We start from the raw sequence: 16,127 nt of genomic DNA, 5'->3' as shown, positions 1-16,127 counted from the left end.
CGGATGGGCTTTTTACACTGGGCCCATCAACGCCGGCCACGGCGTCCATAACAACGACAACGGAGAAAGCCCATGCTGCGTTCGGCCCTCGTGCAACCAGACGCTTTACCCGACGTGCAGCCCGCGCTGTTCCAGCAGGTGCTGGACGAGGTGCGCCAGCGCCGCGATGAGTTCGATGCCGGCTCCCATGTGCCACGGGACATGATCGAACGCTTCAAACAGGTGGGCATCTACCGGGCCGCCACGCCGCGTTGTTTCGGCGGCGATGCCCTGGCCCCGGCGACTTTTTTGCAGATGATCGAGCGTATTGCCGAAGCCGACGGTTCGGCCGGCTGGGTCGCCAGTTTCGGCAGCGCCGGGGTGTACCTGGCAGCCTTGCCCAAGGAGACCCTCGCCGAGCTGTATGCCGACAGCCCCGACCTGGTGTTTGCCGGTGGATTGTTCCCGTTGCAGCCGGCAGAAACCGTCGACGGCGGCTGGCAGGTCAACGGCACCTGGAAGTTTGCCAGCGGCTGCAAAGGCGCCGATCTGCTGGGCGTAGGCATCGGTGCTGCGGGCGGCAAGCCACGCACCGCCGTGTTCAAGCCAGGCCAGGTGGAAATCATCGAAAACTGGGACGTGGTCGGCCTCAAGGGCACCGGCAGCCATGACCTGCGCGTCACCGACCAATACGTCGACGAGCGCTGGACGTTCATCCGTGGTGGCGCCGCCACCGTCGATGAGCCGCTGTTCCGTTACCCGTCGATCGCCTACGCCGCCCAGGTGCTGGCGGTGGTCAACCTGGGCCTGGCCCGGGCCGCCCTTGATGAAATCAGCGCCATGGCCAGCGGCAGCGGCATCACCGGCGCGCCGAAGCTGGCGGACCGCGCCTACGTGCGCATCGAAATCGCCAAGGCCGAAGCCCGGCTGAGCGCCGCCCGTGGCTTCTTCTACGGCGCCACCGAACAAGTGTGGAACTCGATCCTCGCCGGCAACCCGGTCACGCCCGAGCAAACCAGCCTGCTGCGCCTGACCGCCATACATGTGTCCCAGGCCGGCGCCGCCGTGGTGCAGAGCGCCTACAGCCTGGCGGGCACCACCGCGATTTACCTGCGCCACCCGCTGCAACGCTACCTGCGCGACGCCATGGTGGTCACCCAGCACGCCTTCCTCAGCGAAGGCCTGTACGACGGCGCGGGCTCGGTGTTCCTCGGCGTTCCGCCATTCCCTGGCTACATCTGACTTTCAAGGATCAACCCATGTCCCAAGCCACTCAAGAACCGCTGCGCGTTGTGTTTTGCATCGGGATCACCCAGAACTTTTTCGACCTGCCCACCGGTGAAGGCCTGAGCGTGTGGAAAGGCTTCAGCCAGATGATGGGCGACCTCGGCGCCATGCCGGGCATCAATGTGCTCGGGGCGATGGATGACGACCGCTTGATGGTCGGCCCGTCGACCACCTCGCCGTGGACCGTCTACATCATGGCCGACGTGGATTGCCACCAGTCGGTGATTGACGCCTGCAACCTGTTTCGCACCACGCCGGTGGGTGAATACAGCCTGTGGCGTTACGCCAGGATCGAAGCGCGTATCGGCCGCCCGCTGACCATCCCCGACGCGGCCAGGGTGTGAGCCATGGACCTGTTGCAGCGTCTTGAGACCCTTGAAGGGGAGAGCCAGGTCCGGCGCTTGATGGCGCGCTACATGGACCTGTGCGACGTGCCCCGGGCGGCGATGAACGTCCGCGAGTTGGCCGGGTTGTTCACCGTGGATGCGGTCTGGGAAGGCATTGGCACAGCAACTGCGCAAACCTTCGGCCAGCACCGGGGGCGTGACGCGGTGGCAGCGTTTGTCGGCAGCTACCTGCCGCCGTCCGAGCACTTCGCGCTGAACCTGCATTACCTCACCAGCGAGTCGATCCAGGTGGACGGCAGCACAGCTGCGGGTCAGTGGATCATGCAGCAGATTTCCACCTACGCCGACCAGCGCAGCGAGTTGTTCGGCACGCGGCTGAACATCGATTTTCGTCGTGTGGACGGCACCTGGCTGATCGCGCATTTCCGTACGCAGCGCCTGTTCAATACCGTTTTGGGGGTGAACCCATGAGTACCTTCATCAGCGAATTTTTACTCGGTGGCAGCGGTAAACGCGTGGCCATCAAGGATTCCATCGACATCGCCGGGCACCCGACCCGTTCCGGCAGTCGCGCCTTTGCCGACGCATCGCCCGCGACCCGGCATGCGGATGTGGTGCAGTTGGCGCTCGACGCCGGATGGCAGATCGTCGGCAAGACCAACCTGCATGAACTGGCATTTGGCGTCACCGGTATCAACGACTGGAGTGGTACGCCGATCAATCCCCAGGCGCCTGACCGGGTGCCGGGCGGTTCGTCCAGCGGTTCGGCGGCGGCGGTTGCGGCTGGCCTGGCGGATATCGCCATCGGCACCGACACCGGCGGCTCAGTGCGGGTGCCGGCGGCGTGCTGCGGGATTGCCGGGTTGAAACCAACTTACGGGCGAGTCAGCCGGGTGGGCGCCCAACCGGCAATGTCCAGCCTCGACTGTGTTGGGCCGTTTGCCGCGAACATGCAGGACCTGATTGAAGCGATGCAGGTGATTTGCCCGGGCTTCGAGCCGCAGGCTGCACCGACTGGCAGTGCTCATGTGGGCTTTCTGGATGTGGCCTGTGAGCCATGGCTGAAGGCGAGCCTGATGGCCGCCGTCGACGCTGCGGGCTGGCGTCAACAGCGCCTGCACTTGGACGATTTCGATGCGGCGTTCGGCGCCGGCCTGACGGTGATCAATGTCGAAAACTGGGCGGCCTTCGGTCACCTCACCGGCAAGGGCCTGATCGGTGCCGACGTCGAACAACGCCTGCTCGCCGCCAGCCGCACCAGCGCCGCTGATTTGGCCCAGGCCGAAGCCGTACGTACCCGTTTCAGTCACCAGGTGGATGCCGCGCTCGAAACGTTTTCCGTGTTGCTGTTGCCGACCCTGCCAGACCTGCCACCGACCCTGGCCGAAGCCCGCAACGGCAGCCAGGCCGTGGCCGGCATGACGCCACTGGTGCGGCCCTTCAACCTCAGCGGCCACCCGGCGCTGACGGTGCCGGTCACCCTGGTCGACAGCGGGCTGAAGGTCGGCCTGCAGATTGTCGGCCGCAAGGGCCAGGACGAATGGGTGTGTGCCCTCGGCGCACAACTGCAGCAGAGCATCACGGCTCACCAATAAGAACAACGCCTTGAGGAGGGCTCCATGAGTACCCATGAATACCGGCTGATTGCCAAATCCAAGAGCCTCGACGAACTGGTCAGGCACGACCGCGTCGATGTCTCGCTGTACAACGACCCGGCGCTGTTCGAAGCCGAACTGGAAAAGATCTTCTACCGCACCTGGGTCTGGGTCGCCCATGAAAGCGAAGTGCGCAACAGCGGCGACTTCAAGACCGCCACCATCGGCCGCCGCCCGGTGATCGTGGTGCGCGACAAGAAAGGCGCGATCAACGTGCTGGAGAACCGTTGCCGCCACCGTGGCGCCACGGTCTGCGAAAAGCACAAGGGCAACGCCACCGGCTTCACCTGCCCGTATCACAGCTGGTCCTATGGCCTGGACGGCAAGCTGCGAGCGCTGCCGTACCCGGATGGCTACGAAGGCATCCTGGAGAAATCCGAGTTGCCCCTGACCAGCCTGCGGGTCGACAGCTACGCCGGGATGGTATTTGCCAGCTACAACGACGACATCGAGCCATTGGCCGACTTCCTCGGCGGCGCCAAACACTGGATGGACCTGTTCATGAAGCAGGGCGCCGGCTACCCGATCAAGACCCAGGGCGAACACAAATTCAGCTTCAAGGGCAACTGGAAGATCCAGCTGGAAAACACCACCGACGGCTATCACTTCCCCATCGTGCACAAGTCGTTCATGTCGTCGGTGGATGCCGAAACTTCGGAAATGCTTTCGTTCATGACCGACGAGCAAGCCGTCACCCATTCCCTGGGCAATGGCCACAGCGTGATGGTGATGGTGCCCGAGCATGTCGATCTGGACCACGACGACGGTACCGAGCAGTTGCAGGAGCGCTTCGCCCACGTCACCGAAGAACTGTCGAAAACCATGGAGCCGGCCCAGGTGCGGCGCATCGTGCGTTCACTGCATGGCGCCGGGTTCAACCTCAACCTGTTTCCCAACGTCGCCATGTCGATGTCGTTCTTCCGGGTGCTGCGGCCGGTGTCGGTCACCGAGACCGAAATCCGCCACGTTGCCCTCGGCATGGACGGCGGCCCGCAGATTGCCAACCGTGAGCGCCTGCGCATCCACGAACACTTCCAGGGCCCGTTCGGCTTTGGCAGCCCCGATGACGCCGAGGCCTGGGACCGGGTGCAACGCGGTTCGTATGCCGGCGTGGACGCGCCGATCCTGGTCAACCGCGGCCTGAACCGCGAAGTGCTGGCCGACAACGGCGACAAGGTCTCCCACGCCACCGATGAAGGCGGCATGCGCGGGGCCTATGACATGTGGAAAAGGATGATGAGCCAATGAACACGCTGACTGGTTTTACTGCACCGCTGGCCCAGGCCATCGAATTCATCTGGCGTGAAGCCGAACTGCTGGACCACAAGGACTATGTGCAATGGGCGGCGTTGTGGAGCGAGAGCGGGCGCTATGTCGTGCCGATCGACCCGGACACCGACGATTTTGAAGCCAGCCTCAACTACGCCTACGACGACGCGCGCCTGCGTGATTTGCGGATTGAACGGCTGACGGCGGGGTATTCGCCGTCGGCGGTGGATGCGGCGAAAACCGTGCGCAGCGTGTCGCGATTCACGCTGGTGGAAGCGGCGGGAGAGGTGGTGGAGGTCAACTGCGCGCAGTTGCTCTATGCCTACAAGCGCGGGGTGCACACGCCGTTCGTGGCCGACCTGAATTACCGCATTCGCTTCAGCGCCGGCACGGCGACCCTGGAGCGCAAGGTGGTGCGGCTGATCAACTCCACCGACAGCCTGAGTGCACTCGGCTTTCTGTTGTAAGCAAGATCCAAACAACGACACAAAACCAATGTGGGAGCGGGCTTGCTGTGTTGAGCGGGCTTGTTGTGGTGAGCGGGCTTACTGTGGTGAGCGGGCTTGCCCCGCGCTGGGCTGCGAAGCAGCCCCATCAATCTGTGGTGAACCCGATGGGGGACAAGCCCCCTCACCACAGCAAGCCCGCTCCCACATTTGAAATGAGGACATCCTGATGAACCGAATCGCGCTTGTAACCGGCGCCTCCCGTGGCCTCGGCGAATGCATCGCCCGGCGCCTGCACGCCGCCGGCTACCGCGTGGGCCTGGCAGATGTGCGCCTGGACGGCGTGCAGCGGCTGGCTTCTGAACTCGACTACAGCGGCGAAACGGCCGTCGCCATCGAGCTGGATGTGCGCAGCAAAACCGATTTTATCCGCGCCCGGGATCTGCTGTCGGAGCGCTGGGGCGGCACCGATATCCTGGTGAACAACGCCGGGGTGTCGAAAGTCGCGGCGCTGATGGACATCACGCCCGAGGAGTTCGACGAGTCGATGGCGATCAACCTGCGGGGCACGTTCGTGGCCTGCCAGGTGTTCGGCGCGCACTTCGCCGAGCGGGGGTTTGGGCGCATCGTCAACATCGCCTCCCTGGCCGGCCAGAACGGCGGCACCGCCACCGGCGCGCATTACGCCGCGGCCAAGGGCGGCGTGGCGACGCTGACCAAGGTCTTTGCCCGTGAACTGGCGCCTCGGGGTGTGACGGTCAACAGCATCTCGCCAGGCCCGCTGGACTTGCCAGTGGTGCACGAAACCGTGGCCCCGGAGCGCCTGGAGCAGATCCTCAAGATCATCCCCACGGGCACCCTTGGCGACCCGCACACCATCGCCGACACCGTGCTGCTGTTGATTGCCGACCATGCCGCTTCGGTCACGGGTGCGTGCTGGGACATCAACGGCGGCCTGTTCATGCGCTAGTCACCCCTGTGGTGAGGGGGCTTGCCCCCCGTTGGGGTGCGAAGCGCCCCCAAGAGAGTGGGCCTGCTGCGCAGGCCAACGGGAGCAAGCTCCCTCGCCACAGGAATAGCGTTCAACCGAAACAACTGTATTCAGGTGCTGCAATGATGAAGGTGAAGATCGAACGCATCGTCGACGAAGCGCTGGATATCCGTTCCTTTCGCCTCGTGCGCAGTGACGGCCAGCCCCTCGACAGTTATGAACCGGGGGCTCATGTGGACCTCACCGGGCCCACCGGCGTCACCCGCCAATATTCCCTGTGCAGCCCGCCCCACGATGGCCGCGCGTACCTGGTGGCAGTGAAGAAGGAAGCGCAATCCCGGGGCGGCTCCCTGGCCCTGCACGAGCAAGTGCAAGAGGGCATGGAGCTGGAGATGGGCGCGCCGCGCAACCTGTTCCGCCTCGACCCCGAAGCGCCGGCCCATGCGTTGTTTGCCGCCGGTATCGGGGTGACGCCGCTGTTGAGCATGGCTTATCGACTGGCCGACAGTGGCCAGCCGTGGCGCCTGCACTATTTTGCACGTTCGGCGCAGTACGCGGCGTTTACCCAACTGCTGGCCGATACGTTCGGCGAGCATGTGCAGTTTCACTATGGCGTCGAACCGGGCGCACTGGATGCGGCCTTGAGCGGCTGTCTGGAACAGGCCGGTGATGCGGCCCACGTCTACACCTGCGGCCCGGCGCCGTTCATGAACAAGGTAGTGGAAGTCGCCGCGCGCAGCCGTCCCGGGGAGGCGATTCACCTGGAGCACTTCCAGGCCGACCCGGCGGCGAACGCCGGGCCCAGTGGTGGTTTTGAAGTACAGCTGGCCAGCTCCGGCGTGGTGCTACAGATTCCGCCAAATACCAGCCTGGTGGACGTGCTGCAGGCCCACGGTTGCGACATCGACACCGAGTGCCGCGAAGGCATCTGCGGCACCTGCATTGTCGAGGTGCTGGAGGGCGTGCCCGAGCATCGTGACCACTGCCTGTCGACCAAGGAAAAGGCCGCCAACCGGCAGATTTGCGCGTGTGTTTCCCGGGCGGTTTCCGCTCGTCTGGTATTGGATATTTGATCGGCAGTGCCAGTAAGATTGCTTGGACCAAAAAAATAAAAAACGTGAGGCCTTGCGGTCATGATGAGTTCAACGGTGCAACGTAACGAATCGTTCGAGCGTTGGTTACATCAGGTCAATCAGGCCTGTGGACGCTTCGATGCCCGTGCCCTGGGCACGGACTTCTATGGCGAATTGAGCGAGTTCCGCAGCGGCGCGATCAAGCTCAGTGTGGTCGACATGGCCCATGTGCACCTGTATCGCAGCAGCAAGGAAGTCAGCACCGGCAACGAGGGGCACTACTACGCGGTGTTCCAGTTGCAGGGCAGCGCGCAACTGGAGCAGGGTGACAACCGGGCGCAACTGGGCTGTGGCGACATCGCCCTGATCGACGCCTGCCGCCCCAGCGACATGACCTACCACGACAACGCCCGGCAACTGTCGCTGATCCTGCCGCGCCAGGTGGTGGAGCGTGGTTCGCACTTCAACGCCGTCAACTGCGCGACGCGGATCTCGGCCCACACGCCGTTGGCGGTAATGGCCCGCCAGATGGTGCTCGACGCCCGCCAGCAAAACGACCTGGGCATGCAGGAAAGCGAAGCGGTGCTGGACGCGCTGGTGAGCCTGTTGCTGCCGGGGATCAGCGCCCGGGACAACGGCGTGGACACCCAGGAACGGCAGTTTCGCAAAACCATCGCCTACATCGACGCGCACATCGGTGCCGAAGAACTCTGCCCCGAGCTGATCGCCCGGGAAGTTGGGGTGTCGGTGCGCGGGTTGTACCGGATGTTCTCCAAGCGCGGGCTGGTGGTGGCGCAATACATCAAGCACCGGCGCCTGGATTTCTGCGCCGAAACCCTGCGCCATTCGCCGGCGGAGCAGAAGCTCTCGGCGCTGTGTTATGCCTGGGGCTTCTCCGATTCCAGCTACTTCTCATCGGCGTTCAAGTCGCGCTTCGGCGTGTCGCCGGGGGAGTACCGCAAGCGCTATAGCCATCATTGATGCGTGCCGCTCCCGGACCTGGAATGCATTTTCCTGTGGGAGCCGGGCTTGCCCGCGATGCAGGCCACTCGGTCTGACAGGCACACCGCAGCGATCCCTTCGCAGCCTCTCCAAGGCTCGACAGCTCCCACATTCAATCATCGCGCCCTACGGATACAACACCTCACGGACCAGCATGGCAATGCTGGTCACGCCCATCTTTTCCTTGATCTTGGTGCGGTGCACGTCAACGGTCTTCACGCTGATGTTCAGCTCGCGGGCAATCACTTTGCTCGCCTTGCCATCCACCACCAGCATCAACACTTCCCGCTCCCGACTCGTCAGCAACGCCAGCTTGCCTTGCAGGTGCTCGCGCTGTTCCTGGTCGGCCTGGGCCTGTACGGCGGTCTTCAGCGCGGCCTGGATGCGGTCGATCATCTGTTGCGGGTTATAGGGCTTCTCGACGAAGTCCAGCGCGCCGTTTTTCATCGCGGTGACCGACATCGGGATGTCGCCGTGGGCCGACACGAAGATAGTCGGCAGGGTGCTGCCGCGCCGGTTGAGGATCTCCTGCAACTGGAAGCCGCTGGTCTGCGGCATGCGCACATCCAGCACCAGGCACGCGGGTTGGCGCGGGTCGTAGTGTTCGAGGAACTCTTCGGCCCCGGCGAAGCATTGCGCCTTTACGCTGACTGACTCCAGCAGCCAGGCCAGTGAGGTACGCAGGTCTTTGTCGTCATCAACGATGTAAACGATCGGTGTGCGATTTTCCATCAGGGACTGCCATGAGAATTTCTAATTATTGTTTTCGCACGCAGGCACGCAGCGGCGGACATTGGCTCATCCAGGGAGCCTTGCAGGCAGAATACCCAGTGTGAACGGCCCTGACGATAAAGAAACCACCTAGTCGGCATGGGGATCGTCTGAATGGTCGCGCCCCACGGGGCGCCTTAGTCTGGTTGCATCACCCACGGACCGTAAAGGGGCACCGACATGGCCGACCTGAGCCAGCAGCAAATCGACTTTCGCAACGCCATGGCGCAACTGCCGGCCGCGGTGAACATCATCACCACCAACGGCCCGGGCGGGCGTTGCGGGATCACGGCGAGTGCCGTGTGTTCGGTGACGGATTCGCCGCCCACGGTGCTGGTGTGCGTGAACCGAGGCAGCGCGACCCATGATGTGTTCCGCACCAATGGGCAGTTGTGCGTGAACGTGCTGTGCGGCGAGCAGGAAGAGCTGGCGCGGCATTTTGCCGGGATGACCCAGGTGCCCATGGCGGAACGGTTTGCCTGGGACCTGTGGGACGGCGGCGAGGCAGGCGTGCCGGTGCTGCGGGATGCGCTGGTGCAACTGGAAGGGCGGATCAGTGAATGCAAGGAAGTGGGCTCGCATTCGGTGATGTTCGTGGAGTTGTCGCGGGTCGGGGTGCGGGGGCAGGGCGACAGCCTGGTGTACTTCAATCGGCTGTTTCACCGGATTGAACATGCTGGCGCCCATTGCTGAAGGACAACTCGATCGTTCCCACGCTCTGCGTGGGAACGATCAGGGTCAGATGCGGAAACTGCCCACCAGTTGATTCAATCGTTGCGCCTCACGCTCAAGCTCGGTACAGGCCTGCAGCGTCGACTGCAGGTTTTCCACCCCGGCCTGGTTCAGCATATTGATTTCGGTAATGTCCACATTCAACGCTTCCACCACCGACGTCTGCTCCTCGGTCGCCGCCGCCACCGACTGGTTGACGTTATCAATCTCGCCAATGCGCAACGTCACACTGGCCAGCCGCGTGCCCGCCAGGTTGGCAATGCTGACGCTTTCCTCGCTGTGCTGTTGGCTCTCGGTCATGGTGCTGACGGATTCCCGGGCGCCCACTTGCAGTTCTTCGATCATCTGCTGAATCTCCAGCGCCGATTCCTGGGTGCGATAGGCCAGGCTGCGCACCTCATCGGCCACCACCGCAAACCCGCGTCCGGCTTCACCGGCCCGGGCGGCTTCAATGGCGGCGTTCAGCGCCAGCAAGTTGGTCTGTTGGGAGATACCCTTGATCACTTCGAGGATCTGCCCGATGTTCACCGTCTTGTGATTCAGCGCATCGATATGCACGCACGAGGCACTGATCTTGCCCGACAGTTCATTCATCACCGCAATCGTGCGCTCCACCACCTGGCGCCCGTCCTCGGCCTGGTGTCGGGCGCCGGAGGCTTGTTGCGAGGCGTCGGAAGCATTGCGGGCGATTTCCTGGGCGGCGGCGCCCAGCTCATTGATTGCCGCCGCGACGCTGTTGGTGCGGGTGGCCTGTTCGTCGAAGTTGTTCAGCGAGGAGTTCGACGCTAACAACACGCGCTTGACCACCTGGTTGACCCCAAGCCCTGCCGACGACACTTCGCGGATCGACTGGTGGATACGTTCGACAAAGCGGTTGAACGCACTGGCGAGTTGGCCGATCTCATCCCGGGACTGCACCTCCAGCCGCCGCGTCAGGTCGCCTTCGCCCCGGGAAATATCTTCCATCACCCGCGTCAGGGTTTGCAGCGGGCGGGTAATGCGCAAGGCCGCGTACCAGATCAACAACAAGCCGAGCAGGGCCGAGCCGCCGCCCAGCAGCAGTTCCAGGGCGGTGCTTTTTACCCCTTGGGCGTCCAGTTGCTGTTGCAGCGCGGTGACCGGTGCCAACAGCACCGACTGCGGCACGCCCACCAGCACGCCCCACGGCGCAGCACCGGCGATCGGTGCCAGTGGCTCAAGCAGTTTGATCTGTTGTTGATCGATAAAGGTGTGTGGCTGCCCTTGCCGCAGCGCGTCGAGTATTTGAGGACCGTCCGGCATCACGGTGCTGATCGGCTGCCCCAGGTGGCTGGCATCCTCGCTGTAGGCGGAAATAACCCCCGTGGGGCTGACGATGCTGACTTGCCCGTGGCCGTCGAACAGTTGCCCGGCGCTGGTTTGGCTGGCCTGCTGCAAGGCCGCCAGGTTGATGTCCAGCCCGACCACCGCAATCACCTTGCCGTGTTCCATCAGCGGGAACGCAATGCTGGTCACCAACTTGCGGCTGCCGGACGCCTCGTCGAAATACGGCTCCAGCACACAGGCTTTGGCGGTGTCGCGGGCGCAGGTGTAGAAGGCGTTGTACGGCGCGCCGCTGGGCCCGGGGGAAGTATTGGCCAACAGCGCTTCGTCGCCGACCACCGCCGTCAGCTCGCCCGGTGTGGCCTGTACCCAGTACTGGGCGAAACGCCCGGCTTCGTTACTGCCCACGGCGGCCTGGTCGATGAACTGTGCATCGTCGCCGTCCAGGGCATTGGCTTCAAAAATGACATAAATCCCGAGCAGGTCGGGCTTGTCGATCAGGGCCTGGTGCAGTTGGGTATTCAGCTCCTGGCGCAGTTGCGGGCGGGTCAGCTTGCCTTGCTGTTGCAGTTGCCGCAGGTACCGCACATAGCGTGACAAGCCCTGGCCGTATTCGTGGGTTTGCATGAAGGTGCGTTGCACCTGCATGGCTTGCACTTGCCCCAGGGCCTGCATGTGTTCCCTGGCGGCCACGGCGAGCATCTCGCTGCTGGCCTGGGCCACGTGCTGGCTGCTCTGGTGTGTCTGGTACAGCGACAGGCTCATCAGCAGGCCGACTACCAACAACAGGCAGAGGCCGGCGAGCAGGGCGATCTTGCTCTGGATCGTGAGGAATTTCTTGTGCATGGCGAAGGCCTTGGCCAGGCGGGGCGATGGCGGCGCCACCGCCCCGGCCGGGCTTAGAAGTTAGTGGCGAACACCACTTGGCTGTAGAGGTTTTTATCGTGGTTGCCCAGCTGCGTGCCGCCCTGGTCGGCGCTCTTGTCCGGCTGGTACAGGCCAATCAGCGGCATCACCGTCAGGTGTTCGTTGACGTGCCATTCGGCATACAGGTCCAGCTCGTGGCCGTCGTTGTTGCCGAGGTTGCGGTCGATGGTCTTGAAGTCGAACAGCACCGCGCCGACGCTGAGGTTTTCCAGGGGCGAGACCTTGAACGTGACGTTCTGGATGCGTGAATTGTTGTTGAACGGCCCGGCGTAGTTGCCCGCCACTTCACCCTGGAACCAGGTGCCATAACCACGGCTGAACCCGTAGAACAGTGGGTCGAAACCTTCCGAGAAACGGCTGTAGCGGTAGCTCACATACGGCGTCCAGGTCACGTCGGCAAAGGTCCAGCCGGCTTCCAGGTACCAGGCGTCTTCGTTGCCGGTGTGAGGTTTGTCCTGCCAGGCGTACTCGCCGGACAGGAACAGGTTGGTCACCCCGGCATTGCCCGTGGCCCGCAGGCTGTAGGTCTTCATGCCGTCACGCTCCAGCTGGGTGGGGGAGGCGTACTGCTTGTCGACATCGGTGGTGTCGATGTAGGTCAGCCCCACGGTGCCTTCGGTGGCCACGTGTTCGAGGGTGGCGACGTACATTTCGGTCTTGGCCTGGGCGCGATTATCGGACTTGAGCCACATCAGGTCGCTGCGCCAGCCTTCCTTGCCGCCGAGGCGCAACACGGCGGTCTCGTCGAAGGCTTTGCGGGCAGCGATGTAGTAACCGCCGCCGCGATTGAGATCGCCATCGGCCACGCCCTTGCCGAAGTTCAAGGCGTCGCCGTCGATCAGGAAGCCGTCGCCGACCACGATGTTCTGGCGGCCGAAGGACAGGTCCACGCCGTTCTCGCCCAGGGCCTCAAACAGCTTGCCCGAGCGCCAGCCGAGGTAGGCGTCTTCGAATTTGGTGGTGCGCTCCGAACCGTCGCTGAAGCCGGCAGCGTCGCCGTCGCCCCAGGTGCCGGAGCTCAGCAGGTTGGCCGCGCCGTAGGTGGTGCCGGCGCCGCTGAAGCTCTTGTCGAAGCTCAGGCCGTACTTGACGTAGCCCTCGCGCCAGGACGAGGAACCTTTGGCCAGGCGGCCGGAGGGGGCGTAGTTCTGCTGGCTGTGGAAGGCACCGAATACCGCTTCCAGCGTGGCGTTCAGATGACTGCTGTCATCGGCGTACAGCTCATAAGCGCCGGCCGGGTTGGCGCCGATCATCAGCGCGAGGGTCGAGAGACGAAGCAAGGGGGACTTGAGCATGGTGTGGCATCCATTCTTGTTCATGACCACAGGGTTGGGGTCTGCCGCGATACTAATGCTGGCGAAGTGACGTGCCTTTTGTCTGGTTGCCAAAGACTTGACTGTGCTTGCCAGAATCCATGGTTTGGCAGCCCCGCCAACACAACTGGCACGCAGGGCAAAACCCGAGCGACCTTGAGCCCTGACAATCGTCGGCAACTTCGATGGTTTCCAAGGTCGCTTTTCTATGTTCACTGCATACAGATTGTCCCTGGCCGGCGTGTTGTCGCTGGTCCTCGCCCACAACGCCTTCGCCGCTGAATGCGCCCCTGACCAGAGCCGTGGGGCCCAGGTGTTCGCCAACGAATGCAGCGTGTGCCACGCGGTCACCCAGGGCGGCGCGACGATGATGGGGCCGAACCTGGCCGGCGTGTACGGGCGCAAATCCGGCTCCCTGGCAGGCTTCAGCTATTCCCAGGCGATGCGTGACAAAAACGTCGAGTGGCAAGCCGAGACCATCGCGCAATTCATCACCCAACCCCAGGCGTTTGTGCCCGGCACCTACATGCCCTACATGGGCCTGGCTTCGGCCGACGATCGCCAAGCGGTCGCCTGCTTTCTCAAAGAACAACAGTGAATACAGGTGAATCATGAGCAACGTTGAAATCCTGCCGCAGGTGGCTGCATTCCTCGACCGTCGTCATGGCTGCTTTATCGATGGCCAGTGGGTGTTTGCCGAAGGCGAGCACATCAAGGTGGTCAACCCGGCCACCGGGCAAACCCTGTGCGAAACCCTGGACGCGCCGCTGCACGTGGTGGAGCAGGCGGTGCAGTCATCCCATGCGGCGTTCAAATCCCGCGTGTGGTCGGGTTTGCGCCCGGCTGACCGCGAACGGATCCTGCTCAACTTCACCGCGTTGGTAGAGGCCCATGCCGAAGAGCTGGCGCAGCTGGAAACCTTGAGCCAGGGCAAGTCGATCAACCTGGCGCGGGGGCTGGACTTGAACGCCACCGTGGAGTTCATGCGCTACATGGCGGGTTGGGCCACCAAGATCGAAGGGCAGACCTTTGACGTGTCGATCCCGTTGCCGCCGGGGGCCAGGTTCACTGCGTTTACCAAGCGCGAGCCGGTGGGCGTGGTGGTGGGCATCGTGCCGTGGAATTTCCCGCTGCTGATTGCGGCCTGGAAGTTGATGCCGGCCCTGGCCACCGGGTGCACCGTAATCATCAAGCCGGCGATGGAAACGCCGCTGACGGCCATGCGCCTGGCTGAGCTGGCGCTGGAAGCGGGGATTCCGGCGGGGGTGTTCAACGTGGTCACCGGTGGTGGCGCTTCGGTGGGTGGGGTGCTGACGGCACATCCGCTGGTGAGCAAGGTGTCGTTTACCGGCTCGACTGCGGTGGGCAAGAGCGTGGGTGTGGCGTGCATGGAAAACATGACGCGGTTTGCCCTGGAATTGGGGGGCAAGAATCCGATGATTGTGTTGGCGGATGCGGACATTGATAAGGCGATCCAGGGGGCGATCCTGGGTGGGTTGCTGAACAACGGGCAGGTGTGTGCGGCGGCTTCGCGCTTCTATGTGCATCGTTCGGTGTATGACCGGTTTGTCGAGGGGTTGGCGGCGGCGGTGTCGGCGATGCCGTTGGGGGCCGGGATGGATGGTGAGGCGGCGATTAATCCGTTGGTGTCGCGCAAGCAGCAGCAGGGTGTACTGCGCCATATCGAGCAGGCTCGGGCTGAGGGGGCGCGGGTGGTGATCGGTGGGGATGAGGTCGCGGGTGAGGGGTTTTATGTGCGGCCGACGATTTTGGCGGATATCGATCATGGGATGGCGGTGGCCCGGGAGGAGGTGTTTGGGCCGGTGTTGGGGGTGATGGCGTTTGATGATGAGGATGCGGTGATTGCTTTGGCCAACGACAATCGTTATGGGTTGGCGGCGAGTCTTTGGACCAATGATCTGGGTAAGGCGATGAACCTGGTGCCGCGGATCGAGGCGGGGACGGTTTGGGTGAATGCGCATGTGCTGCTGGACCCGGCGATGCCGTTTGGCGGGGTGAAGCAGTCGGGGATGGGGAGGGAGTTTGGGCGGGCGGTGATTGAGGCTTATACCGAGCTGAAGTCGGTGTGTATTGCGCATTGATCGGGTGTATATCCGTTGCTGCGGTAACGGCCGCTTATGGTTTCGCTCTTACAGCGACTCACTTTGGAAAAGCCCCAAAGTAAGCAAAGGGCTCTGCCCCGCCTGTCGGCACCTCGCCTAGGCTCGGTGTTCCCTCACTCCGGCATTGCTCCGCGGGCCGCCGCGACGGCCCGTCCCTGGCCCGTCGCGGCTAAACCGGCGTCCTGCCGGTTTACCCGCTCCTCAATCCCTGCGTTCGGCCTCGGGCTTATTGGGGCAGTCAGATCAAGATCAAAAGCAAGAGCACAGCGGCCTACAGGCCGGCTTGAGTGGTAGAAGCCACAGCAAAAGCCAAAGCGAAAGCAGAGCTGCTTTTCTGTGGGAGCTGGCTTGCCTGCGATGCAGACAACTCGGTCTCTCAGGTGCACCGAGGCGATGCCATCGCAGGCAAGCCAGCTCCCACATTTGACCGTGCCCGCTGTAGATTTTGATTTTGCCTTTGCTTCACACCACTCAAGCCGGCCTGTGGGCCGCTGTGCTGTTGATCTGCTTTTGATCTTGATCTTAGGCGCCCCGTTAAACCACGCTGGCCGAACGCAGGTAGTACGGAGCGGGTAAACCGGCAGGACGCCGGTTTAGCCGCGACGGGGCAGGGACGCCCCGTCGCGGCGGCCCGCTTCGTGCTGCCGGAGTGAGGGCACACCGAGCATTAGCGAGGTGCCGAGTGGTGGGGCAAGAGCCTTTTGGTTACTTTTGGGCTTTTTGTACGGACCGGACACATGGTTGACGGGTGTGCGGGGACATGGTGGACACTTTTCGGCGAGCTAACTTCGCCGGAAAACCATCATGCCCTGGAATACGAGAGACGCCATGAGCCTGAAAAAAGAGTTCGTTGCCTTTGCCCGGCAGCCCGGCAGCAATAAACGAGAACTGTGTCGACGGTTCGGTATCA

The 16,127-nt window shown here is 63.3% G+C and carries 16 protein-coding genes; 12 read left to right on the top strand and 4 right to left on the bottom strand.

Going from position 1 to position 16,127, the window contains the following annotated elements; translation table 11 throughout:
- The first annotated feature begins 72 nt into the window (after positions 1-72).
- From P3C29_RS31375 to feaR, 9 genes are all read left to right on the top strand, one after another.
- On the top strand, positions 73-1,221 hold the full coding sequence (locus P3C29_RS31375; RefSeq protein WP_275966332.1) for an acyl-CoA dehydrogenase family protein: 1,149 nt from the start codon (positions 73-75) through the stop codon (positions 1,219-1,221).
- 17 nt (positions 1,222-1,238) lie between these two features.
- Positions 1,239-1,610, top strand: coding sequence for a hypothetical protein (locus P3C29_RS31370; RefSeq protein WP_010173605.1), 372 nt, complete (start codon positions 1,239-1,241; stop codon positions 1,608-1,610).
- A 3-nt stretch (positions 1,611-1,613) separates the two neighbouring features.
- A complete protein-coding gene (locus tag P3C29_RS31365; protein ID WP_275966331.1) occupies positions 1,614-2,084 on the top strand; it encodes a nuclear transport factor 2 family protein in 471 nt (156 codons plus the stop codon).
- On the top strand, positions 2,081-3,208 hold the full coding sequence (locus tag P3C29_RS31360) for an amidase (protein WP_275966330.1): 1,128 nt from the start codon (positions 2,081-2,083) through the stop codon (positions 3,206-3,208). The genes P3C29_RS31365 and P3C29_RS31360 overlap by 4 nt, the downstream gene beginning before the upstream one ends.
- A 24-nt stretch (positions 3,209-3,232) precedes the next feature.
- Complete coding sequence (locus tag P3C29_RS31355) at positions 3,233-4,516, top strand: aromatic ring-hydroxylating dioxygenase subunit alpha (RefSeq protein ID WP_201123189.1); 1,284 nt, start codon at positions 3,233-3,235, stop codon at positions 4,514-4,516.
- Positions 4,513-5,004, top strand: coding sequence for an aromatic-ring-hydroxylating dioxygenase subunit beta (locus P3C29_RS31350; protein ID WP_010173600.1), 492 nt, complete (start codon positions 4,513-4,515; stop codon positions 5,002-5,004). The genes P3C29_RS31355 and P3C29_RS31350 overlap by 4 nt, the downstream gene beginning before the upstream one ends.
- 208 nt (positions 5,005-5,212) lie before the next feature.
- Positions 5,213-5,953 (top strand): SDR family oxidoreductase, encoded by a 741-nt coding sequence (locus P3C29_RS31345; RefSeq protein ID WP_275966329.1) that lies wholly within the window; start codon positions 5,213-5,215, stop codon positions 5,951-5,953.
- A 143-nt stretch (positions 5,954-6,096) separates the two neighbouring features.
- Entirely contained in the window at positions 6,097-7,047 is a 951-nt protein-coding gene (locus P3C29_RS31340; RefSeq protein ID WP_275966328.1) for a PDR/VanB family oxidoreductase, read from the top strand.
- A gap of 60 nt (positions 7,048-7,107) precedes the next feature.
- Positions 7,108-8,028 (top strand): transcriptional regulator FeaR, encoded by a 921-nt coding sequence (gene feaR, locus P3C29_RS31335; RefSeq protein ID WP_169387973.1) that lies wholly within the window; start codon positions 7,108-7,110, stop codon positions 8,026-8,028.
- A gap of 147 nt (positions 8,029-8,175) precedes the next feature.
- Here feaR and P3C29_RS31330 read toward each other — a convergent pair whose 3' ends face one another.
- Positions 8,176-8,781 (bottom strand): response regulator, encoded by a 606-nt coding sequence (locus P3C29_RS31330; RefSeq protein WP_010173591.1) that lies wholly within the window; start codon positions 8,779-8,781, stop codon positions 8,176-8,178.
- A 219-nt stretch (positions 8,782-9,000) separates the two neighbouring features.
- On the opposite strand from P3C29_RS31330, the gene hpaC reads away from it, so the two are divergent.
- Positions 9,001-9,513 carry a 4-hydroxyphenylacetate 3-monooxygenase, reductase component gene (gene hpaC, locus P3C29_RS31325; protein WP_003212611.1) on the top strand — a complete coding sequence of 171 codons (513 nt, stop codon included), beginning with the start codon at positions 9,001-9,003 and terminating at the stop codon, positions 9,511-9,513.
- A gap of 45 nt (positions 9,514-9,558) precedes the next feature.
- Here hpaC and P3C29_RS31320 read toward each other — a convergent pair whose 3' ends face one another.
- Positions 9,559-11,700, bottom strand: a complete 2,142-nt coding sequence (locus tag P3C29_RS31320) for a methyl-accepting chemotaxis protein (protein WP_275966327.1) — start codon at positions 11,698-11,700, stop codon at positions 9,559-9,561.
- Positions 11,701-11,753: 53 nt separating this feature from the next.
- Entirely contained in the window at positions 11,754-13,076 is a 1,323-nt protein-coding gene (locus tag P3C29_RS31315) for a hypothetical protein (RefSeq protein WP_275966326.1), read from the bottom strand.
- A 226-nt stretch (positions 13,077-13,302) separates the two neighbouring features.
- Between P3C29_RS31315 and P3C29_RS31310 the strand changes: the two genes are divergently transcribed.
- Entirely contained in the window at positions 13,303-13,692 is a 390-nt protein-coding gene (locus P3C29_RS31310) for a c-type cytochrome (RefSeq protein WP_275966325.1), read from the top strand.
- A gap of 13 nt (positions 13,693-13,705) precedes the next feature.
- Positions 13,706-15,196 (top strand): aldehyde dehydrogenase family protein, encoded by a 1,491-nt coding sequence (locus P3C29_RS31305; RefSeq protein WP_275966323.1) that lies wholly within the window; start codon positions 13,706-13,708, stop codon positions 15,194-15,196.
- 726 nt (positions 15,197-15,922) lie between these two features.
- Here the strand turns inward: P3C29_RS31305 and P3C29_RS31300 are convergent.
- Positions 15,923-16,127: hypothetical protein (locus P3C29_RS31300; RefSeq protein WP_275966341.1), on the bottom strand; the 205-nt coding region annotated here is incomplete at its 5' end.

The organism is Pseudomonas sp. 1912-s (genome assembly GCF_029269205.1).
GTDB lineage: Bacteria > Pseudomonadota > Gammaproteobacteria > Pseudomonadales > Pseudomonadaceae > Aquipseudomonas.
Note: the sequence above shows the minus strand (reverse complement) of the source record. Positions and strands in the feature narration are given on the sequence as shown.

What these genes read in the sequence shown, in the direction of transcription:
- P3C29_RS31345 (WP_275966329.1), top strand. Translation starts at nt 5,213, where the DNA reads ATGAACCGAATCGCGCTTGTAACCGGCGCCTCCCGTGGCCTCGGCGAA.
- feaR (WP_169387973.1), top strand. Translation starts at nt 7,108, where the DNA reads ATGATGAGTTCAACGGTGCAACGTAACGAATCGTTCGAGCGTTGGTTA.
- P3C29_RS31350 (WP_010173600.1), top strand. Translation starts at nt 4,513, where the DNA reads ATGAACACGCTGACTGGTTTTACTGCACCGCTGGCCCAGGCCATCGAA.
- P3C29_RS31370 (WP_010173605.1), top strand. Translation starts at nt 1,239, where the DNA reads ATGTCCCAAGCCACTCAAGAACCGCTGCGCGTTGTGTTTTGCATCGGG.
- P3C29_RS31360 (WP_275966330.1), top strand. Translation starts at nt 2,081, where the DNA reads ATGAGTACCTTCATCAGCGAATTTTTACTCGGTGGCAGCGGTAAACGC.
- P3C29_RS31305 (WP_275966323.1), top strand. Translation starts at nt 13,706, where the DNA reads ATGAGCAACGTTGAAATCCTGCCGCAGGTGGCTGCATTCCTCGACCGT.
- P3C29_RS31365 (WP_275966331.1), top strand. Translation starts at nt 1,614, where the DNA reads ATGGACCTGTTGCAGCGTCTTGAGACCCTTGAAGGGGAGAGCCAGGTC.
- P3C29_RS31330 (WP_010173591.1), bottom strand. Translation starts at nt 8,781, where the DNA reads ATGGAAAATCGCACACCGATCGTTTACATCGTTGATGACGACAAAGAC.
- P3C29_RS31310 (WP_275966325.1), top strand. Translation starts at nt 13,303, where the DNA reads ATGTTCACTGCATACAGATTGTCCCTGGCCGGCGTGTTGTCGCTGGTC.
- P3C29_RS31355 (WP_201123189.1), top strand. Translation starts at nt 3,233, where the DNA reads ATGAGTACCCATGAATACCGGCTGATTGCCAAATCCAAGAGCCTCGAC.
- P3C29_RS31315 (WP_275966326.1), bottom strand. Translation starts at nt 13,076, where the DNA reads ATGCTCAAGTCCCCCTTGCTTCGTCTCTCGACCCTCGCGCTGATGATC.
- P3C29_RS31320 (WP_275966327.1), bottom strand. Translation starts at nt 11,700, where the DNA reads ATGCACAAGAAATTCCTCACGATCCAGAGCAAGATCGCCCTGCTCGCC.
- hpaC (WP_003212611.1), top strand. Translation starts at nt 9,001, where the DNA reads ATGGCCGACCTGAGCCAGCAGCAAATCGACTTTCGCAACGCCATGGCG.
- P3C29_RS31340 (WP_275966328.1), top strand. Translation starts at nt 6,097, where the DNA reads ATGATGAAGGTGAAGATCGAACGCATCGTCGACGAAGCGCTGGATATC.
- P3C29_RS31375 (WP_275966332.1), top strand. Translation starts at nt 73, where the DNA reads ATGCTGCGTTCGGCCCTCGTGCAACCAGACGCTTTACCCGACGTGCAG.